The sequence below is a fragment of the Limosilactobacillus balticus genome, assembly GCF_014145615.1.
Classification (GTDB): domain Bacteria; phylum Bacillota; class Bacilli; order Lactobacillales; family Lactobacillaceae; genus Limosilactobacillus; species Limosilactobacillus balticus.
In genome coordinates, this window is the sequence record NZ_JACIVH010000065.1 from 95298 (window position 1) to 116449 (window position 21152).

Genomic DNA, 21152 nt, shown 5'->3' on the forward strand with positions numbered 1-21152 from the left:
ATGAAGATTTATATGTATGGTGTTTATCAGGATGAAGTTCCTTACATTAAGGAATGGCAAGAGGAACATCCTGAAGTAACTGTAAACTCAACAACGAAACTTTTAGATGAAAACACAGTCAATTTATCTAAAGGAAGCGATGGAGTAGTAGTGTTCCAGCAAAAGCCTTATTCAGATGAGGCTTTACGTCAACTAGCGCTTAATGGTATTACAAAGATGTCATTGCGAAATGTTGGGGTTGATAATCTTAACCATGAATTAGCACAAAAACTTGGTTTCCAAATTACTAATGTACCGGTTTATTCCCCAGCTGCGATTGCCGAATTTTCAGTTACTCAAGCCCTTAATCTTTTGCGGCGAACAAAAGAATTTTATTTAAAATTAGCGAAAGGGGATTATAACTGGGCACCGCATCTTGCTAAGGAAATGAATAAGCAGGTTGTCGGGATAGTTGGAACAGGAAACATTGGCTCCACAGCAGCTAAAATTTTTGCTGGTTTTGGTGCAAAAGTGATTGCGTATAGCCGTCATCAAAATAAGGAACTAGAAGGAATTGTTGAATACGTTAGCCTTGATGAATTATATAAACGAGCAACAATTATTTCACTTTATTTGCCCCATGTTCCAGCGACAGATAAAATGCTTAATGAAAAAACATTTGCAATGATGCGGGACGGGGTCTTACTGGTTAACACTGCCCGTGGACCATTAGTCGATGAAAAGGCATTGATTGAAGCGTTGAATAGCGGTAAAGTCGGAGGAGCTGCTCTAGACGTAATGACTGGTGAAACCAAGATTTTTAACCAGCAAATTAATTTCCAAGAAGTCGATTATGATGAATTTAAAGATTTAGTTGATCGACCAAATGTTTTAATCACGCCACATATTGCTTTCTATACTGATCAAGCAATCAAAAATATGGTTAAGATGAGTTTGTCTGCTAATCTAGATTTGATTAAAACTGGCACCTCAGATAAACTAGTTAAATTTTAAAATAAGTTAAGTGAAAAACCTTGTCAGTTTGCAAGGTTTTTTGTATACTATATTTCGGTGTTACGCGCCAATTTCACACCCAGAATGATGGTGGTGAGGGTGCTTAAATAGTCCCATTGCCAGAAGAAAACTGGGGAGGAAAAACAATTTGGAGGTATATTTATGTCTGTTGTATCTATGAAGCAATTGCTTGAAGCCGGTGTCCACTTCGGTCACCAAACTCGTCGTTGGAACCCAAAGATGGAAGAATACATCTTTACTGAACGTAACGGTATTTACATCATTGACTTACAAAAGACTGTTAAGTTAATTGATACTGCTTACAACTACATGAAGGATGTTGCTGCTAACGATGGTGTTGCTTTATTTGTTGGTACAAAGAAGCAAGCTCAAGATGCTATTGAAGAAGAAGCTACTCGTGCAGGTCAATACTACGTTAACCACCGTTGGTTAGGTGGTACTTTGACCAACTGGAAGACTATCCAATCACGGATCGCTCGTTTGAAGGAACTTAAGAAGATGAGTGAAGACGGTACATTTGATGTTCTTCCTAAGAAGGAAGTTGCTGTCTTAACTAAGCAACGTGAAAAGCTTGAACGTTTCCTTGGTGGTATTGAAGATATGCCACGGATTCCAGATGTTATGTTCATCGTTGATCCTCACAAGGAACAAATCGCTGTTAAGGAAGCTCAAAAGTTACACATTCCAATCGTAGCTATGGTTGATACTAACACTGACCCAGACGACATTGATTACGTTATCCCATCAAACGATGATGCTATCCGTGCCGTTCGCCTAATCACTTCAAAGATGGCTGATGCTTTTGTTGAAGGTAAGCAAGGTCAAGACGATGCTCAACAAGAAACTGCTGATGATAACGCTGCTAACGAAACTGTTAGCGAAGATTCATTAAAGAACTTGAAGAACAGCGTTGAAGGTAAAGAAGACTAAAAACATTAAATTCTTGGGCTGTTTTGTACGGACCATTCTGGCCTAAGTACTAAACAGCCCTTTTTTCAAAAAAAGATTATAAAAGGAGAGATTTCGTCATGGCTGAAATTAAAGCTGCTCAAGTTATGCAATTACGTAAAAAGTCCGGTGCCGGTATCATGGATGCTAAGAAGGCATTAGTTGCTAGTGATGGTGACATGGACAAAGCAATGGACTACCTTCGTGAAAAGGGTATTGCTAAGGCAGCCAAGAAGAGTGACCGTGTTGCAGCTGAAGGATTAGCTGATATTGCTGTTAATGGTAATACAGCTGCAATCGTTGAATTGAATTCAGAAACTGATTTCGTTGCTGCTAGTGAACCATTTAAGGACTTATTGAAGAAGGTTACTAAGTTAATTAGTGAAAACAAGCCTGCTAATGTTGAAGAAGCATTAGAAATCAAGACTGAAAATGGTACATTAAATGATGATATTATCAGTACTACACAAAAGACTGGTGAAAAGGTTAGCCTTCGTCGGTTCACTGTTGTAGAAAAGGATGACGGTGATAGCTTTGGTGCATACTTACACCAAGGTGGTCAAATTGCTGCATTAGTTGTCTTAGAAGGTGCTGATGATGCTACTGCTAAGGATGTTGCAATGCACGTTGCAGCTATCAATCCTGAATTCATGACTCGTGCTGATGTTTCTCAAGAACGTCTTGACCATGAACGTGCTATCTTCAAGGAAGAAACTTTGAACGAAGGAAAGCCTGAAAAGATCGTTGACAAGATTGTTGAAGGTCGTTTAAACAAGTTCCTTTCACAAATTTGTTTAGCAGATCAAGACTTTGTTAAGGATTCTGACCAAACTGTTGAACAATATGTTTCAAGTAAGAATGGTAAATTGAAGTCCTTCATTCGTTACGAAGTCGGTGAAGGAATCGAAAAAAAGCAAGATGACTTTGCTCAAGAAGTTAAGGACCAAATGAACTAAGCGTTCGGTCAAAAGGAGGACGTACTCAATGTAGTGCGTCCTTTTTTAAAAATTAACTTGCAAATTCAAGGAGGATATCATATGGCAGATATTAAATATAAGCGAGTAATTTTAAAGCTCAGTGGAGAAGCATTAGCTGGCGACAAGGGTTTTGGGATTAACCCTCCCGTTTTAAAAGATGTAGCCAAGGAATTAAAAGAAGTTCATGATTTGGGCGTTCAAATTGCCATTGTTGTTGGTGGTGGTAACATGTGGCGTGGTGTTACTGGTGCTGAATTAGGGATGGAACGTGCACAAGCTGACTATATTGGAATGTTAGCAACCATTATGAATGCCTTGTCACTTCAGGATGCGCTTGAATCAATTGGGGTTCCTACCCGAGTACAAACTTCAATTGAAATGCGCCAAATTGCTGAACCATATATTCGGCGGAAAGCTATTCGTCATTTAGAGAAAGATCGAATCGTTATTTTTGCTGGGGGAACAGGAAGTCCTTACTTCTCAACTGATACTACTGCTGCATTACGAGCAGCAGAAATCAACGCTGATGCCATTTTAATGGGTAAAAATGGGGTTGACGGTGTTTACTCAGCTGATCCAAATAAAGTTAAGGATGCTACTAAGTTTGATCATTTAACCCATATGGATATCATTGAAAAGAATTTACATGTAATGGATACTACTGCTAGTTCACTATCGATGGACAATCATATTCCATTGGTAGTCTTCAACTTGAACACATCAGGCAATATTCTGAAAGTAGTAACTGGTCAAGAAGTTGGTACAACAATTGAAGGAGACTGATAATATGGCTACAGGAAAAGAAATTTTAAATGATGCCAAACAAAAAATGGCAAAATCAGGTGATGCACTTCAACGGACACTTGCTGATATTCGTGCTGGTCAAGCCAATGCAAGTTTATTAAATTCTGTTAAAGTTGAATATTACGGAGCACCAACTCCATTAAATCAAGTTGCATCAATCACAATTCCAGAAGCACGGCAATTATTAATTACTCCTTATGATGAGAGCGTGCTTGAAGAAATTGAAAAAGCAATCTATGCATCTAATTTAGGATTAACTCCTCAAAACGACGGAAGTTCAATTCGCTTAATCATCCCACAATTAACTGAAGATCGGCGGAAAGAATTAGTAAAAGACGTTAAGGCTGAGTTAGAAAAGGCTAAAGTTGCAGTTCGAAACGTTCGTCGTGAAGCGATGGATGACTTAAAGAAGGGTAACAAGAACGGCGACTTTAATGATGATGAATTCCATGATCTTGAAAAGAAAGTTCAAAACGAAACAGATGCTGGAATTAAGAACCTTGAAGATATTGCAAGTGCAAAAGAAAAGGAATTAATGGAAGGCTAGTTTTCAGAATTAAAAAGGTTGTGAACTTTGCGTAAGTCCACAACCTTTTTCTTTTGGCTAAAATTGAATTGTTATGATAAAACTATGTAACAATTTATTACGGATTGACAAATCGAAATTTGCCTCTGGTATAATAAAAGCTATAATTAATTGGCAGACGTGAATTTTTAATAAATGTCTGTAATTAATCCTAAGTACATGATAAAAATGGAGGAACAATTAGTGTTTTCCAAAAGTAAACATGATGAAATAAATCAGCGACTTGATATGGATCGTATTCCTAAACATATTGCAATTATTATGGATGGTAATGGCCGGTGGGCGCAGAAACGGCACCTTCCACGGGTCGCTGGCCATAAGCAGGGAATGCAAACGGTAAAAAAGATTACAATTGCTGCCAGTGAATTAGGTGTAAAAGTCTTATCATTATATGCTTTTTCAACCGAAAACTGGAAACGTCCTTCTTCAGAGGTAAGTTATTTAATGCAATTGCCTGTCCGTTTCTTCTCAACATTTGTTCCAGACCTTGTCAAACATAATGTTAAGGTAACAGTGATGGGAGATATTACGCAGTTACCTGAAGCTACGCAAAAAGCTGTTAAAGATGCAATGGCTGATACAGCCCACTGTACAGGAATGATTCTCAACTTTGCTTTGAACTATGGGAGTCGAGATGAGATCACTCAGGCTGCTAAAAAGATTGCAGAAGACGTTCAAAATGAGAACTTGGCAATCGCGGATATTGATGAAGCAGCATTTGGTAAGTACTTAATGTCAGCACAACTAGGTCAATTTGCAGACCCTGATCTGTTAATCAGAACAAGTGGCGAAGAGCGAATTAGTAACTTTATGCTGTGGCAAATTGCTTACAGTGAATTGGAGTTTGTTCCAGAGCACTGGCCAGACTTTGATGAAGACTCATTGCGATCAGCAATAATTACCTATCAAGGACGTCATCGGCGGTTCGGTGGATTAAAAAATCAATAATAATAAGGAGATTTTGTTTTGAAAACAAGAATAACGACCGCGGTAATTGCACTTGCAATCTTTATACCGCTTATTATATATGGTCATTGGCCATTAACAATTGCAGCAGTTGCATTAGGAATCGTTGCAATGTCAGAAGTATTGGTAATGAAAAAAATGTTTGTAATTTCATTTGAAGCTTTGATTAGTTATCTGGGGGTTGCTTTATTAATATTACCGGATAGTTGGCTTGACTTCTTACCTAGCGTTGCAACTCGATGGTTCGGCTTCTATATTTTAGTTGTTTTACTTCTATTACATACAGTTATTCGAAAACAACGCTTTACTTTCGACGACGCCGGGGTTTTAACATTAGCAATGCTCTATATCGGAATGGGATTTCGCTATTTTATTGCTGCTCGGGCAATCAATTTTCAAACGCTATTATATGGAATGCTAATCGTTTGGATTACAGATAGTGGAGCATATTTAATTGGCCGAAAACTCGGTAAAAATAAACTTGCTCCTAAGATTAGTCCTAATAAAACTTGGGAAGGTTCAATTGGCGGTACATTAGCTGCTGTTATTATTTTGGCTATTTATTGCTACTTTATCCCTGTTGGTGCAGGTTGGGTAACAATGATATTCGTTACATTGATTCTTTCAATCTTCGGTCAATTTGGTGATTTAATTGAATCATCATTAAAACGCTACTATGGTGTGAAGGATTCAGGAAAAATTCTTCCAGGCCATGGTGGGATTTTAGATCGGTTTGATAGCATGTTAATTGTTATGCCAATGCTTCATTTATTAGGGATCATTTAATCAAACGTAAGGAAGAGATTTTTTGATAATAACAATTATTACATTTATTATTGTTTTTGGAATCCTTGTCCTTGTTCATGAATATGGTCATTATTATTTTGCTAAACGAGCAGGAATTTTGGTTCGTGAATTTTCAATAGGAATGGGTCCAAAAATTTGGTGGAAACGAAAAAATGGTACTACCTATACTATTCGAATTTTGCCCCTCGGTGGATATGTTCGATTAGCAGGGGCTGATGATGAGGACCAAGATGAGCTAAAGCCAGGTACCCCCCTAACAATTCAACTAAATGATCAAGATAAAGTTATTAGCATTAATGCTAGTGATAAAACAACCTTGTTTCAGGGGATCCCTCTTCAATTAGTTGCTTGTGATTTAGAAGATGGCTTATGGATAAAAGGATATGTCAATGGGGACGAAGATCAGCTAAAGGTATATAGTGTTGACCATGATGCAATGATTATTGAACGAGACGGAACCGAGGTACAGATTGCCCCACGTGATGTTCAATTTCGTTCAGCAAGTCTTCCTGCCCGAATGATGACCAATTTTGCTGGTCCAATGAATAATTTTATTTTGTCCTTAGTAGTATTTATTATCCTTGGTTTCACCTTAACGGGCGTACCAACTAATAGCAATCAGTTAGGGCAAGTTAATACAGGTTCCGTAGCTGCCAAAGCGGGCTTAAAAGCAAACGATCGGATTGTTAAGGTTAACAACCAAAAGATCAATAATTGGACTGACCTTTCAACTAACATTTCAAATAAGCCTAATAAGACAGTGTCAATAACGTATGAGCGTGGTAACAAGACATTTCATACTAAGTTAACACCAAAAGCAGTTGAACGAGGTCATCAAAAAGTTGGGCAAATTGGAATTGTTGAAAAGCAAGAAAAGAGTTTAGCTGCTCGATTGAAGTTTGGCTGGCAGCAATTTATCCAAGCGGGAACATTAATTTTCAGTGTTCTTGGTCACATGTTTACTCATGGATTTAGCTTAAATGACCTTGGTGGACCGGTAGCAATTTATGCTGGAACATCACAAGCCACCTCATTGGGAATCAATGGAGTTTTAAATTTCTTAGCCCTCTTATCAATTAATTTAGGAATTGTTAACTTATTACCAATTCCAGCATTGGATGGTGGGAAATTATTATTGAATATTGTTGAAGTGATCATTCGGCGACCAATTCCTGAAAAAGCTGAAGGAATTATCACAATGATTGGTTTCCTAATCTTACTAACACTTATGGTTCTAGTAACATGGAACGATATTCAAAGATATTTTATTCGGTAATTTAATAAAACAAAGGAGTATATTTTTTAATGAAACAGTCAAAGGTATTAATTCCAACAAAAAAAGAGGCCCCAAGTGATGCGGAAGCCTTAAGTCACAAAATGATGATTCGTGCCGGATACATTTACCAAGTATCTGCGGGGGTGTGGTCATATTTGCCATTAGCTTACCGGGTTATTCGAAAAGTAGAAAATATTATTCGTGATGAAATGGACAAGGCGGGAGCAGTTGAAATGCTTATGCCGGGTCTTCTTCCAGCTGATTTATGGAAGGAATCAGGTCGTTACGAAAGCTATGGTGATAATCTTTTCAAACTTAAAGATCGGCGTGACCGTGACTTTATTTTAGGCCCAACTCATGAAGAAACTTTTACTGAAGTATTGCGCGATAGTATTAAGTCTTACAAGAAGCTTCCATTAGTAGTTTATCAATTACAAGATAAGTTCCGTGATGAAGATCGCCCTCGTTATGGAATTCTTCGTGGGAAAGAATTTGAAATGCTTGACGGTTACTCTTTCTCAGCGGATCAAGAAGGATTAGATGAAGCCTACAATAATCAAGCAAAGGCCTACCGGAATATTTTTGATCGGATTGGTTTAAACTATAAAGTTATTCTCGCAGATTCGGGAACAATGGGTGGTAAGAACTCACAAGAATTCTCTGCACCTGCTGAAGTAGGGGAAGACATAATCGCTTATACTGATGGTGATTATGCTGCCAATATTGAGAAAGCTGAAAGCAAATTTGTTGGTGTACAACAAACAGCTGCTCCTGCACCAATTGAGAAAAAGGCTACTCCAGGTGCTCATACGGTGGATGAAGCTGCGGAAAGTTTAGATCTTGATCCTAATCAAGTTATCAAATCTATGCTTTACATTGCTAAAATGAGTGAAGATGAATACCAACCAGTCTTAGTATTGATGCGTGGTGACGATGAAGTTAATGAAGCAAAGGTAACGAATGCTATTGATTGTGAAGAACTTGAATTAGCTACAGAAGAAGATGCTGAAAAGTACCTCAATGCTCATCCAGGATCACTTGGACCTGTAGGAGTAGGTGAAGAAGTTAAGATTCTTGCTGATAATTACGTTAAGGTCTTAGTTAATATGGCATGTGGTGCCAATGAAGATGGTTATCACTATGTTAATGCCAATATTGATCGTGACTTCCGAGTTGACCAATTTGGTGATTTCCGGAACGTTAAAGAAGGAGAAATTGCTCCTGATGGTAAACCACTTAAATTTACTCCCGGAATTGAAATTGGTCATATCTTTAAGTTGGGTACTCATTACTCAAGCAAACTTGGTGCCCAAGTTCTTGATAGCAATGGTCGTTTGACAGACGTAATCATGGGAAGCTACGGTATTGGTGTAACCCGTTTATTATCAGCTGTTGCAGAACAAAATGCTGATGAAAATGGTCTTGTCTGGCCTGATAGCATCGCTCCATTTGATGTTCACGTAATTCCGGTTAATGCCAAGAAGGAAGACCAAATGGCCATGGCTGATAAGATTGATCAACAATTAACTGAAGCTGGTTATGAGGTATTGGTAGATGACCGGAAAGAACGAGCAGGGGTTAAATTTGCTGATTCAGACTTGATTGGTATTCCAATTCGAGTTACTGTGGGTAAGAAAGCTCAAGATGGTATCGTTGAAATTAAGATCCGTAAAACTGGTGAAACTGTTGAAGTTAAACAGGAAGAATTAGTAAATACGGTGGGGATTTTACTCAAGCAATTGAACGAAGAAAAAAACAAATAATTTAAACTAATGTGGCTGCGATGTTAAGATAGGTAACGTTACTCGCACCACATTTTTAAGTAGGAGGATTAGAACGTGGGATTAAGTCGCCAAGAATTATTTGGAAAACTATTAGAACAAATTCACTTTCCGGAAAAAGACAATTCTGCATTCAGAAATGCCGCAGTTCAATCAGTTATTGTTCATAAAAAGTCTCGGCAGTGGGAGTTTCACTTAATCTTTAATAAAGCTTTGCCGTATGACCTATTTACACAGTTCAATCAGAGCTTACAACTCGGGTTCAAAGATATTGCTAAAGTTAGTTTAAAGATTAGTACTCCCATGACAGAACTTGATGAATCACAGATAGCTAATTATTGGCAGTTCATAATTAATAAAGCAATTAGTGATACACCAATGCTCCAACAAGCTTGCTTACAAACAGCTCCCGAAGTTAAGGATGGCCGTGTGACGCTGGTTGTCGAAAATGAGGTACTTAAAGACTTACTAGCACAGAAAGCATTAGATAAGATTGAAAAATCATACCAAGAGCTAGGTTTTCCTAAATTTAGGATTCACCCATTTGTTGACCAGTCAGCCTCGCAAGCAAAAATTGAAGAATTAAAGGCTAAACATGAGAAGGCGGATGCTGCGCTTGCTGCCAAGGCGGCTGCCCGTATCAAGAAAAATGAGGCCGCAAAGAAGACAGCAAAGAAAAGTGCACCAGTCGCACCTGCCGATGGTCCAGTCCAACTTGGCCGAATGATTGATAGTAAGCAGAATGTTATTCAAATGAAAGACATTGAGGGTGAAGAGCGGTCTGTGGTTGTTGAAGGATATGTATTTAATGCAGAAATTCGGGAACTGCGCTCAGGTCGTCAATTATTAACGTTTGAAATTACGGACTATACTTCTTCTTTTGCTGTAAAAAAATTCTCACGTAACAGTGATGAAGAAGCACAATTTGCCAATATCAAAGCAGGAATGTGGTTGAAAGTTCGCGGACCGGTGCAAGAAGATACCTGGATGCGAGACTTAGTAATCACGGCTTATGATGTTAATGAAGTAACTCATACAGCGCGTCAAGATAAAGCTCCTCAAGATGATAAACGAGTTGAACTTCATACGCATACAACAATGAGTCAGATGGATGCCACTAATTCGATTACTGAGCTTGCAACTCGTGCTCATAAGTGGGGACATCCAGCAATTGCAGTAACCGATCATGGAAATGTCCAGGCGTTCCCAGAAGCATTTAGTGTGGCTCAAAAAACGGGCATTAAAATGCTATATGGGATGGAAGCTAATGTTGTTGATGATGGAATTCCATTGGTATATAACGAGAATCATGAAGAACTTGCTCATCAGACCTATGTCATTTTTGACGTGGAAACGACAGGGTTATCAGCAATTTACGATAAGGTAATTGAATTATCTGCGGTTAAAATGCAAGATGGGAATGTCTTAGAACGTTTTGATGAATTCATCGATCCTGGTTTCCCATTATCAGAACAAACAACTAATTTAACTAGTATCACTACTGAAATGGTTCAGGGTTCCAAAACTGAAGAAGAAGTTTTTCAGATGTTCAAGGACTTTTGTAAGGGCTGTATTATTGCTGGTCATAACGTTTCATTTGATATGGGCTTTATGAATACTGGCTATGAACGTCATCAAATGGGAAAAATCACGGAACCGGTAATCGATACATTACCACTGGCGCGATTCTTATATCCTGACATGCGAGGTTATCGATTAAACACGCTTAGTAAAAAGTTCAAAGTCGCGTTGGAACACCACCACCGTGCTAATTATGATTCGGAAGCTACAGGACACTTACTTTATAAGTTCCTGAAAGATGCTGAAGCCCGTTATGATGTGAAATATGTGGATGATTTAAACAAGCATATGGAAGAAAATAATGCTTATCGTCATGCTCGACCTTTTCATGTAACGATTTTTGCTCAGACCCAGGCAGGCTTGAAAAACTTATTTAAGTTAGTATCGTTATCAAACGTTGAATATTTTTACCGGGTACCCCGGATCCCGCGGACGGTGTTAACGAAATATCGTGAAGGACTGCTTTTGGGAACTGCTTGTTCATCGGGGGAAGTATTTACCGCGATGATGGAAAAAGGTTACGATCAAGCATTAGAAAAGGCCCGTTATTATGATTTTATTGAGGTTCAGCCCAAGCCAAACTATGCACCGTTGCTTGAACAACACGTGATTGCAGATGAAGAGCATCTTGAAGATATCCTCAAAAATATGGTCAAACTAGGGGATGAGTTGGAAAAAACAGTGGTTGCCACTGGGGATGTTCATTACCTTGATCCGCATGATGGCATTTACCGTAAGATCTTGATTAATTCGCAAGGTGGCGCAAACCCGTTAAATCGAACTGAGCGTCCAGAAGTTCACTTTAGAACGACTGATGAAATGTTAAATGAATTTGCTTTTCTCGGTGAAGAAAAGGCTCACGAATTAGTTGTGGAGAATAGTAATAAGATTGCCGCCGAGATCGATGACAATATTCGACCAGTAAAAGATAAACTTTATCCGCCACATATGAAAGGGGCCGAACAGGAAATTCAAGATCGGACATGGAATACCGCTAGAAAATGGTATGGTGATCCTTTGCCACAACTAGTGCAAGACCGGATTGAATTAGAGTTAAACAGTATTGTTAAGAACGGTTTCTCTGTTCACTATTTAATTGCTCAACGACTAGTAGCTAAGTCTAACAAAGATGGATACTTAGTAGGTTCACGGGGATCTGTTGGCTCAAGTGTAGTTGCAACTCTTTCGGGAATTACAGAAGTTAACCCCTTGCCACCACATTATCGTTGCCCAAACTGTCAATTTACCCACTTCTATACGCAAGGAGAATATAGTTCAGGTTTCGATTTACCAGATAAAAAATGTCCAAAGTGTGGCACGTTAATGGTAAAAGACGGTCATGATATTCCATTCCAAACCTTCCTTGGGTTTAAGGGTAATAAGGTGCCGGATATTGATTTAAACTTCTCTGGTGACTACCAGCCAATTGCCCATAACTATATGAAAGTTTTGTTCGGTGAAAAGAACGTATTCCGTGCCGGGACGATTGGTACGGTTGCCGATAAGACGGCATATGGGTATGTGAAGGCTTACGAACGAGATACAGAAAAGGAATTTAGAAAGGCAGAAGAGGATCGCTTAGCAAAGGGAGCTACTGGTGTTAAGCGAACTACTGGTCAGCACCCAGCAGGCATTATTATCGTCCCTGATGATATGGACATTTATGACTTTACACCCGTTCAGTATCCTGCTGATGACCAAACAGCTGCCTGGGAAACAACCCACTTTGATTTCCACTCGATTCACGATAACATTCTTAAAATGGATATTTTGGGACATGATGACCCAACGATGATTCGTGCCTTGCAAGATTTATCAGGAATTGATCCTCAGTCGATTCCAATGGATGATCCAGGGGTGATGGCCCTATTCTCTAGTCCTAAGGTATTAGGAGTAACTGAAGAACAAATTCAAAGTAAAACTGGTACGCTAGGATTACCGGAATTCGGGACGCGGTTTGTCCGGGGGATGCTGGAGGATACTCATCCGAAAAACTACTCGCAATTATTACAAATTTCTGGTCTTTCACATGGGACTGGTGTGTGGCTAGATAATGCCCAGGAACTAATCAAACAGGGAATTGCTACTATCGCTAATGTGATTGGTTGCCGTGATAACATCATGACCGACTTAATCCACTATGGGATGGATTCAGAAATTTCTTTCCAAATTATGGAACACGTACGGAAAGGACGCGGAATTCCAGACGAGTGGCAGGAAAAAATGCACGAAGCTAATGTTCCTCAATGGTACATGGACTCATGTTTGAAGATTAAGTACATGTTCCCACGGGCGCACGCGGCTGCTTATGTTTTGATGGCCCTACGAATTGCTTACTTTAAGGTTTACTTCCCATTAGTTTATTATTGTGCATTCTTCTCTGTGCGCGCAGATGACTTTGATGTAGTAGCGATGTCTCATGGTAAAGATGCGGTTAAGCAACGGATGAAAGAAATCAATGATAAGGGAAATGATGCTAGTGCAAAAGAGAAGAATCTCTTAACCATTCTTGAACTAGCTAATGAGATGCTGGAACGGGGCTTTAAATTTAAGATGGTTGATATTGAAAAATCAGATGCCTCCGATTGGTTAATTGATGGTGATTCATTAATTGCACCATTCCGAGCAGTTCCTGGATTAGGACTAAACGTTGCTAAGCAAATTGTTGCTGCACGTGAAGAACGACCATTCCTTTCTAAAGAAGATTTAGCAGAGCGCGGAAAGGTTTCGCAAACGCTAATTGACTTCTTAACGGATAATCACGTATTAGATAAGTTGCCTGATGAAAATCAGCTTAGCTTGTTTTAACGAAAACATGCTTCATTGCTTGCCAGTGGCCATGTTACATGCTACAATAGATTATGGTAAATAACTCGTGGGAGTGAGCAGAGATGCTCGCTCTTTTTATTGCAAATAATGGAGGTGACACGTTTGAGCAGTGTTGTAGAAACTGTAACAGATCTTGTAACGCCGATTTTACAGGACCATGATTTTTACTTATATGACTTAGAATTTGTAAAAGAAGGTAAAAGCTGGTACCTCCGCGTTTATATTGATAAAGACGGTGGGATTACGCTAGAGGATTGCGCACTTGTCAGTGATGAATTAAGCGAAGCATTAGATAATGTCGAACCTGATCCAATTCCACAGGCTTACTTTTTAGAGGTTTCCTCACCAGGTGCTGAACGCCCACTAAAGAAAGAGGAAGATTATCAACGAGCAATTGACCATTATATTCACATCTCTCTTTACCAACAGATTAATGGTCAAAAGGTTTATGAGGGTACATTAACGCAATTATCTGATAAGGAAATTACATTGGATTATTTAGATAAGACTCGTCATCGGCAAATTACGATTGATCGTCAGAAAATTGCCCAAGCCCGATTAGCAATTAAATTCTAGTATTAAAGGAGTGTCGAAAGGTGAGTAAGCCAAAAATTAACACTGAAATGATTGGCGCCCTTGATTATCTTGAAAAAGAAAAGGGTATCAAGAAAGAGATTGTTATTGAAGCGTTAGAACAAGCACTTGAATCAGCCTACAAGCAAAACTATGGCGATAAGAATGTTGAAGTAGAATTCAATTCATTAACTGGTAATATTAAAGTCTACGCTGTAAAAACAATTACTGATGATGAAGAAGCAGTCGAAGCAGATAGCAACGAATTTATGAGTTTAGCTGATGCGCGGAAGCTCCCTCATGGCCAAGGTTATGATATTGGTGATGAAATTCGCGAAGAGGTTACCCCTCGTGATTTTGGTCGGATTGCTGCCCAAACTGCTAAACAAGTGGTAATGCAACGTCTTCGTGAAGAAGAACGGAAAATCATTTATGACAAGTATAAAACTTATGAAAACGAGATTATCACTGGTGAAGTTTCACGAGAAGATAAGCGTTTTACATATGTTGATTTAGGAGATGGTGTAGAAGGTGCCATGGGCTTTAGAGATAAGATGCCTAATGAGCACTACCATGTCCATGATCGGATTCAAGTATACGTAACGAAAGTAAATGACGATCGTCGGGGGCCACAAATCTTTGTTAGCCGGACTGCTCCAGAACTTTTGAAACGATTATTTGAACGAGAAGTGCCTGAAATCAAAGATGGAACTGTCTTAATCGAAAATATTGCTCGTGAAGCAGGCGATCGTGCTAAGGTTGCAGTATACTCAAATGATCCTAATGTTGATCCAGTTGGGACTTGCGTTGGTCCACGAGGTTCTCGTGTCCAAGCAATCGTTAATGAACTTGATGGCGAGAATATGGATATTGTAGAGTACGTTAAGGATCCCGCTAAGTTTATCGCTAATGCCTTGAACCCAGCAGAAGTACTTGATGTAATCTTTAACGAAGACAAGCCAGCAAGCGAAACCGAGGAGAGCGAAGGTGAAGAAACGACTGAAGGACAAACAGAACGTTCATGTACTGTCGTTGTTCCAGATAATCAATTATCTTTAGCCATCGGTAAGCGGGGACAAAATGCTCGTCTCGCTGCTCGTTTGACTAAGTACAAGATTGATATCAAGTCTGAATCTGAAATGGCTGAAAATGATCAAGAATCTGAAGAAGTAGCTGATTCAGAAGAAAATACTGACAATAACGAAGAATAACTAAAAATTAAGCAGCGGGGTGAAAATAATGAAAAAGAGAAAAATACCGATGCGTAAAGACATTGTTACCGGTGAAATGATGCCCAAACGGCAATTAATTCGGGTAGTTAAGAATAAGGAAAATGAGGTATCCTTAGACCCAACCGGTAAGAAGCCTGGTCGTGGAGCATATGTTGCAGTAGATGTGGATATTGCAAAGCGCGCTAAGAAAGAAAAAACTTTTGAAAAAGCTTTTCACGTTCAACTTGATGAATCATTTTATGATGAATTAATCAAGTATGCAGACCACCTACAGGCACGACAAGAGTTATTTGGTAATGATCAAAAATAAAGAACAAGTCTTAAACCTCCTTGGAATCGCTCGGCGCGCCCGGCAACTTCAAAGCGGGGAAGAGATTGTCTTAAAAAATATTCAAACTAAGAAGGCAAAGTTTGTGTTCCTAGCTTCAGATGCTGGAAAGGCTAGTGCAAAAAAGATTACTGATAAATGTAAATTTTATGGCATTCCTTTTTCAACAGATTTCACTAGAGAACAGCTTAGCCAGGCAACAGGGCAAGCACGAACTGTTTTTTGTGTAATGCAATCAGGTTTTGCAAGAAAGTTTGAGGAACTACTAACTATGAGATAAGGAGTGTGAGCATATGGCCAAAGAACGAATTTATGAATTAGCTAAGGAATTAAAAATGCCTAGCAAAGACTTAGTTAATATGGCCAATCGGCAAGGAATGGGAGTTAAAAGTCACATGTCTTCTGTTACCCCAGATCAAGCACAACAATTACGTCAACTTGCAAAGGGTGGACAAAAAATAACTAATAATCAACACCAACCAGTAAAGAAAAATGATGGTCATAATAAACAAAATAACCATCAAGCACAAAATCATAATCAACACCACGATCATGATAAAGCACAAAAGAAAAACAATAACCGGCAAAATAATGGACAAAAAGATCATAATCAACACCAAAACAACGGTGGTCGGTTTGGCGGCAGCTTGAATAACGATCAAGGCCGCAATGGTAAACGCTTTAATAAGAAAAACAAGAAGAATAAGAAACATAATAAGAATAAGCGGTTACGTGAGGTAGCTCATAAGCAACCAACCCAACGAAAAGATAAGCCGCTTCCAGAAGTATTAGAATATACTGATGGAATGAATGCCCAAGACTTAGGAAAGATCTTACACCGCTCACCAGCAGAAATCGTTAAAAAATTATTTATGCTTGGTGTAATGATCAACCAAAATCAGTCACTTGATAAGGATACAATTGAATTATTAGCAACTGATTACGGAATTGAAGCTAAGGAAAAGGTTCAAGTTGATGTTTCAGATATTGATAAGATGTTTGAAGATGAACAAAATAATACTGAACATCAAGTAACGCGGCCTGCTGTTGTTACCGTTATGGGACATGTTGATCATGGTAAGACAACCTTGCTTGATAAGTTACGTCACTCTCATGTTACTGAACATGAAGCGGGAGGAATTACCCAGGAAATTGGTGCTTACCAAGTTCATTATAATGATCAATTAATTACGTTCCTTGATACGCCAGGACACGCTGCCTTTACTGAAATGCGTGCCCGAGGAGCTAATATTACTGATATCACGGTCCTCGTTGTTGCAGCTGATGATGGGGTTATGCCTCAGACGGTTGAAGCTATTCACCACGCGCAAGCTGCTCAGACACCAATTATTGTTGCAGTTAACAAGATTGATAAACCAGGTGCAAATCCAGATCGTGTAACTGAAGAATTAGCAAAGTACAATTTAATTCCTGAAGACTGGGGTGGAGATACAATCTTTGTTAAGATTTCTGCCAAATTTGGTAAGAATCTTGATGAATTACTTGATATGATTCTACTTCAAGCTGAAATGCTAGAATTGAAGGCTAATCCAGAACAAAATGCGGCTGGGTCAGTTGTTGAAGCTCGTCTTGACCAAGGTCGCGGATCAGTTGCTACTGTTTTAGTGCAACAAGGAACTCTTCATGTGGGGGACCCAATTGTTGTTGGTAACACGTTTGGTCGTGTACGAACAATGACCAATGAAAATGGGCGTCGGATTAAAGAAGCCACCCCATCTACTCCTGTTGAGATTACTGGGCTAAATGAAGTACCAGAAGCCGGGGACCGGTTTGTTGTCTTTGATGATGAAAAGACTGCCCGTGCAGCAGGTGAAGAACGGGCTAAACGTGCAATGGACAAGGAACGCCAAAAGACTTCTCACGTTACATTAGACAACCTTTTTGCTACTATGAAGAAGGGGCAAATGAAGACCTTGCCAATTATTATTAAAGCCGATGTTCAGGGATCGGTTGAAGCTTTAAGTCAAAGCCTTCAAAAGATTAAAGTTGACGGTGTTCGTGTTGATATTATTCACCAAGCCGTTGGTGCCATTAATCAAAGTGATGTTACCTTAGCTGAAGCATCTAATGCGGTTATCATTGGATTTAATGTTCGTCCAACCGCCGTAGCTAAGACATTAGCTGATTCTAATAGTATTGATATCCGTCTTCACCGTGTTATTTACGATGCAATTGAAGAAGTTGAAGATGCGATGAAGGGGATGCTTGAACCGGTATACAAAGAAGAAACAATTGGTCAAGTAGAAGTTCGTCAAATCTATAAGGCATCAAAAGTTGGTACAATTGCCGGGGGAATGGTTACTTCTGGTAAGATCACCCGTGATGCAAAGGTCCGTTTAGTTCGTGATGGCGTTGTTATTTATGAAGGTGAATTAGGGAGTCTTAAGCGCTTCAAAGATGATGTCAAAGAAGTTAAGCAAGGTTACGAATGTGGTTTGACAATTGAGAACTACAATGACATCAAGGAAATGGATGTTATTGAAGCCTACAAGATGAAGGAAGTTCCAGTTAAGTAAAAGCTGAGGAGAGATAAAGATGCCAAGTAAACAATATCGAGTAGATCGTTTAGCTCAAGAAATTCAAAAAGATGTTGATGAAATCTTGTTAAAACGTGTTCGTGATCCACGTGTACAAAATGTTACAATTACGGGTGTGGATGTTACTGGTGATCTCCAGCAAGCAACTATCTATTACAGTATCTTGTCAGATCTTGCTTCTGATGCGGAGAAGGCACAGGCTGGATTAGATAAGGCGACTGGGTTAATTCGGAGTGAATTAGGCGCACGTCTTAATATTTTTAAGACTCCAGAAATCAAATTTGTAAGAGACCCATCAGTTGCTTACGGTAGTCGAATTGATCAACTCATTAACGACTTACACAAAAAAGAAAAATAATTAGCAAAAGGGAGCGAGACAGAAGCCACTTGTGACTTCGTTTTTCGACGCGAAGCTAGCCTCTGTGAGCCCCCCGCAAGCAACAATATAGGCCTCCAACGTTCGGTTCGAGCGATGGAGGCCATTGTTGTACTGCACTATTTGTCTTTTGTGAAAGTAACTTGACTTATATCATAGCCCCTTGGAGGAATAACGATGGATGGAATAATACCCTTATATAAAGAACGTGGGATGACTAGTTTTGCCTGTGTTAGTCGACTACGACAAATTTTAAAAACTAAAAAGATTGGTCATTCAGGAACACTTGATCCAGGTGTAGCGGGTGTTCTGCCAATTTGTGTTGGAAATGCTACCAAGGTTGTTGATTATTTGATGCAATCGGGGAAACAATATCAAGGTGAGCTTTTAATTGGGTTTGCGACTACTACTCAAGACCTTGATGGAGACAAAATTGAGGAAAGAGTAGTTGCAAATGAAATCCCTACTAGTGAAATACTATCAGCCATGAATTTATTAACGGGGACAATAATACAAATCCCACCGATGTATTCGGCGGTAAAAGTAAATGGAAAAAAACTTTATGAATATGCAAGAGCTGGTGAAACTGTTGAGCGGCCCAAACGACAAGTAACTATTAGTAAATTTGAATTACTAAGCTCAAAGTATGATGAGGAAAATAAACAGCAACGAATCCGCTTTAATGTTGAATGTAGTAAGGGTACTTACATTCGGACACTTGTTGTTGACCTTGCACGTAAACTAGGATATCCAGGAGTAATGAGTTTGTTAACACGGTTGAAGAGTGGAGGCTTTACGCTTGATCAGACTCTAAGTTTAGACGACGTTCGCGATGCTGTTGCGACCCAAACTCTCCAGCAATACTTGTATCCTTTAGATTATGCCTTGAAGGACTATCCGCAATTAACGATTCAAGAGGCTCAATGGAAAAAGGTTCAAAATGGAGGATGGCTTTCTCCAAGTGAACTTAATACTAGTGAGAAGGAAATTGTGTTATCATTTGATGAACAAGTAAAAGCACTATATCATTTTGATCCGAAAAATAAAATGTATAAGCCAACTAAAATGTTTGCAGTTAATTGAGGAGTGTAGGAGTTGCAAGTTATAAAAATTCACCATCCTTTGGAAAAAAGACTAATTCCTGCGGGGCCAATTGTACTTGCAATGGGTTTTTTTGATGGTGTTCATCGGGGACATCAGGCAGTAATCAAATGTGCCCGCGAAATTGCCTGTGAAAAAGGATTGCCGTTAGTCGTTTTGACATATGATCATGCTCCTGGAATTGTTTATCGTCAATATAAGGGTGGCTTTAAATATTTATCAACGGTCGATAGAAAGCTCGAATTATTAAATGACCTTGATGTCGATCGGGTTTACCTAATAAGTTTTACATCGTCATTTGCAAGCCTTTCTCCTCAGCAATTTGTTGATGAGTATTTGGTAGGTTTTCATGCTCAAACGGTCGTAGCAGGGTTTGATCATACTTATGGAAAAGAAGATATTGCATCAATGAAGTTGCTTCCTAAGTATGCAGCGGGACGGTTTGAAGTTATAACTGTGCCCAAATTTACTGAGAATGGAAGTCAAGAAAAGGTCGGTTCTCGAGAAATTCGGAAATTAATCGATACTGGTAATGTGGAAGCAGCCAACCAGGCGTTAGGGTATCCTTATCAAACAACTGGCTTAGTAGTTCATGGCTTAGCTCGTGGACGAACGCTTGGTTTTCCTACGATCAATGTTGAGCATCCGGAAGAGGAGCGAATTCCTGGGATTGGGGTCTATGCTGTCAAAGTTAAACTCGGTAAGAAGTGGTATGACGGGATGGCAAGTGTTGGACACAACATAACATTTGGGGATGCTAATCAATTAACGGTTGAAATTAACTTATTTGATTTTCAACAAATGGTGTATGGCGAGGAAGTAGTTGTTCGTTGGTATCAGTACCTTCGTGGCGAAGAAAAGTTCACGGGAGCGGATGCATTAGTTGCACAGATGAAACAAGATGAACAAAATTCCCGTCGTATTTTAGAAAAATATAAATAAAAGAGGTTTGGATTGATCTTTTGTGGCATTTGCGCCGTCAAGATTCATCAAACCTCTTTTTTAATGCCGACTTCCACGATGACTGGTAGTCTGGTTAATCTTATGAATGTTTCGTTCAAATTTGAATCCGCCATCAGTTACTAATTTGAAATGCCGCATTTTCCCATTAAAAGGCTGGCCGTTTAAGCGCACAGCTGTCCAGTTACGCATAATTTCGGTCATGGAAGCAAGTGCCTTAAGCTGATTAGGATTATTCTCCTTAATGGCTTCGTCTTTAATATCTGACTGTAAGCGATAGATTAGGTTATTATGGTATTCTAGTAGTTCATTCGTTAGGGGTGCATTACGGTATTTATTAAATAACTTCTGAATTAGTAACATTGCTTCTTGAGTATTCTGGGGTTGAATATAGCGATGTTCTTTATGTTTCATGAATAAAGCTCCTTTAAAAAATTGTTTGACGTTTCTTGACT

General features: G+C 39.1%; 19 protein-coding genes. 18 read left to right on the top strand and 1 reads right to left on the bottom strand.

Translation table 11 applies throughout. The annotated features are described in order from the left end of the window. From H5S10_RS05910 to ribF, 18 genes are all read left to right on the top strand, one after another. Nucleotides 1–993 carry a D-2-hydroxyacid dehydrogenase gene (locus tag H5S10_RS05910; protein WP_182589047.1) on the top strand — a complete coding sequence of 331 codons (993 nt, stop codon included), beginning with the start codon at nucleotides 1–3 and terminating at the stop codon, nucleotides 991–993. A 162-nt stretch (nucleotides 994–1155) separates the two neighbouring features. Next, nucleotides 1156–1944: a 30S ribosomal protein S2 gene (gene rpsB, locus H5S10_RS05915; protein ID WP_003666860.1), complete on the top strand. Its 789-nt coding sequence runs from the start codon at nucleotides 1156–1158 to the stop codon at nucleotides 1942–1944. A 98-nt stretch (nucleotides 1945–2042) separates the two neighbouring features. Then, nucleotides 2043–2918, top strand: coding sequence for a translation elongation factor Ts (tsf, locus tag H5S10_RS05920; RefSeq protein WP_182586967.1), 876 nt, complete (start codon nucleotides 2043–2045; stop codon nucleotides 2916–2918). An 81-nt stretch (nucleotides 2919–2999) separates the two neighbouring features. Beyond that, a complete protein-coding gene (gene pyrH / locus H5S10_RS05925; RefSeq protein WP_182589048.1) occupies nucleotides 3000–3722 on the top strand; it encodes a UMP kinase in 723 nt (240 codons plus the stop codon). A 4-nt stretch (nucleotides 3723–3726) separates the two neighbouring features. Continuing rightward, the gene (gene frr, locus H5S10_RS05930) at nucleotides 3727–4290 is read left to right on the top strand and encodes a ribosome recycling factor (RefSeq protein WP_003666863.1); all 564 of its coding nucleotides are present in this window, start codon (nucleotides 3727–3729) and stop codon (nucleotides 4288–4290) included. Between the two features lie 207 nt (nucleotides 4291–4497). Next, nucleotides 4498–5277, top strand: coding sequence for an isoprenyl transferase (locus H5S10_RS05935; protein ID WP_182589066.1), 780 nt, complete (start codon nucleotides 4498–4500; stop codon nucleotides 5275–5277). Between the two features lie 18 nt (nucleotides 5278–5295). Then, nucleotides 5296–6081: a phosphatidate cytidylyltransferase gene (locus tag H5S10_RS05940; protein WP_086142607.1), complete on the top strand. Its 786-nt coding sequence runs from the start codon at nucleotides 5296–5298 to the stop codon at nucleotides 6079–6081. 22 nt (nucleotides 6082–6103) lie between these two features. Next, a complete protein-coding gene (gene rseP, locus H5S10_RS05945; RefSeq protein ID WP_182589049.1) occupies nucleotides 6104–7378 on the top strand; it encodes an RIP metalloprotease RseP in 1275 nt (424 codons plus the stop codon). A gap of 29 nt (nucleotides 7379–7407) precedes the next feature. Beyond that, nucleotides 7408–9141, top strand: a complete 1734-nt coding sequence (locus H5S10_RS05950; RefSeq protein WP_182589050.1) for a proline--tRNA ligase — start codon at nucleotides 7408–7410, stop codon at nucleotides 9139–9141. A gap of 75 nt (nucleotides 9142–9216) precedes the next feature. Further along, nucleotides 9217–13548 carry a PolC-type DNA polymerase III gene (locus H5S10_RS05955; protein ID WP_182589051.1) on the top strand — a complete coding sequence of 1444 codons (4332 nt, stop codon included), beginning with the start codon at nucleotides 9217–9219 and terminating at the stop codon, nucleotides 13546–13548. Between the two features lie 123 nt (nucleotides 13549–13671). Continuing rightward, on the top strand, nucleotides 13672–14145 hold the full coding sequence (gene rimP, locus H5S10_RS05960) for a ribosome maturation factor RimP (RefSeq protein WP_003674323.1): 474 nt from the start codon (nucleotides 13672–13674) through the stop codon (nucleotides 14143–14145). A gap of 20 nt (nucleotides 14146–14165) precedes the next feature. Continuing rightward, nucleotides 14166–15353, top strand: coding sequence for a transcription termination factor NusA (nusA, locus tag H5S10_RS05965; protein ID WP_182586961.1), 1188 nt, complete (start codon nucleotides 14166–14168; stop codon nucleotides 15351–15353). 28 nt (nucleotides 15354–15381) lie between these two features. Beyond that, nucleotides 15382–15684, top strand: coding sequence for an RNase P modulator RnpM (gene rnpM / locus H5S10_RS05970; RefSeq protein WP_003668183.1), 303 nt, complete (start codon nucleotides 15382–15384; stop codon nucleotides 15682–15684). Continuing rightward, a complete protein-coding gene (locus H5S10_RS05975; protein WP_003665798.1) occupies nucleotides 15671–15982 on the top strand; it encodes a L7Ae/L30e/S12e/Gadd45 family ribosomal protein in 312 nt (103 codons plus the stop codon). The genes rnpM and H5S10_RS05975 overlap by 14 nt, the downstream gene beginning before the upstream one ends. A gap of 13 nt (nucleotides 15983–15995) precedes the next feature. Then, on the top strand, nucleotides 15996–18239 hold the full coding sequence (gene infB / locus H5S10_RS05980; protein ID WP_182589052.1) for a translation initiation factor IF-2: 2244 nt from the start codon (nucleotides 15996–15998) through the stop codon (nucleotides 18237–18239). 19 nt (nucleotides 18240–18258) lie between these two features. Continuing rightward, nucleotides 18259–18618, top strand: a complete 360-nt coding sequence (gene rbfA, locus H5S10_RS05985; protein WP_003665800.1) for a 30S ribosome-binding factor RbfA — start codon at nucleotides 18259–18261, stop codon at nucleotides 18616–18618. 195 nt (nucleotides 18619–18813) lie between these two features. Next, nucleotides 18814–19719, top strand: coding sequence for a tRNA pseudouridine(55) synthase TruB (gene truB / locus H5S10_RS05990; RefSeq protein ID WP_182586959.1), 906 nt, complete (start codon nucleotides 18814–18816; stop codon nucleotides 19717–19719). Between the two features lie 12 nt (nucleotides 19720–19731). Further along, entirely contained in the window at nucleotides 19732–20679 is a 948-nt protein-coding gene (gene ribF / locus H5S10_RS05995) for a riboflavin biosynthesis protein RibF (protein WP_182589053.1), read from the top strand. Between the two features lie 60 nt (nucleotides 20680–20739). On the opposite strand, the gene H5S10_RS06000 is transcribed toward ribF, so the two are convergent. Next, entirely contained in the window at nucleotides 20740–21111 is a 372-nt protein-coding gene (locus tag H5S10_RS06000; protein WP_003674316.1) for a hypothetical protein, read from the bottom strand. Nucleotides 21112–21152 lie beyond the last annotated feature (41 nt).

Bases quoted from the DNA above. Each gene is read 5' to 3' on its own strand.
- H5S10_RS05910 (WP_182589047.1), top strand. From the start codon at position 1: ATGAAGATTTATATGTATGGTGTTTATCAGGATGAAGTTCCTTACATT.
- rpsB (WP_003666860.1), top strand. From the start codon at position 1,156: ATGTCTGTTGTATCTATGAAGCAATTGCTTGAAGCCGGTGTCCACTTC.
- tsf (WP_182586967.1), top strand. From the start codon at position 2,043: ATGGCTGAAATTAAAGCTGCTCAAGTTATGCAATTACGTAAAAAGTCC.
- pyrH (WP_182589048.1), top strand. From the start codon at position 3,000: ATGGCAGATATTAAATATAAGCGAGTAATTTTAAAGCTCAGTGGAGAA.
- frr (WP_003666863.1), top strand. From the start codon at position 3,727: ATGGCTACAGGAAAAGAAATTTTAAATGATGCCAAACAAAAAATGGCA.
- H5S10_RS05935 (WP_182589066.1), top strand. From the start codon at position 4,498: ATGGAGGAACAATTAGTGTTTTCCAAAAGTAAACATGATGAAATAAAT.
- H5S10_RS05950 (WP_182589050.1), top strand. From the start codon at position 7,408: ATGAAACAGTCAAAGGTATTAATTCCAACAAAAAAAGAGGCCCCAAGT.
- rnpM (WP_003668183.1), top strand. From the start codon at position 15,382: ATGAAAAAGAGAAAAATACCGATGCGTAAAGACATTGTTACCGGTGAA.
- H5S10_RS05975 (WP_003665798.1), top strand. From the start codon at position 15,671: ATGATCAAAAATAAAGAACAAGTCTTAAACCTCCTTGGAATCGCTCGG.
- infB (WP_182589052.1), top strand. From the start codon at position 15,996: ATGGCCAAAGAACGAATTTATGAATTAGCTAAGGAATTAAAAATGCCT.
- rbfA (WP_003665800.1), top strand. From the start codon at position 18,259: ATGCCAAGTAAACAATATCGAGTAGATCGTTTAGCTCAAGAAATTCAA.
- truB (WP_182586959.1), top strand. From the start codon at position 18,814: ATGGATGGAATAATACCCTTATATAAAGAACGTGGGATGACTAGTTTT.
- H5S10_RS06000 (WP_003674316.1), bottom strand. From the start codon at position 21,111: ATGAAACATAAAGAACATCGCTATATTCAACCCCAGAATACTCAAGAA.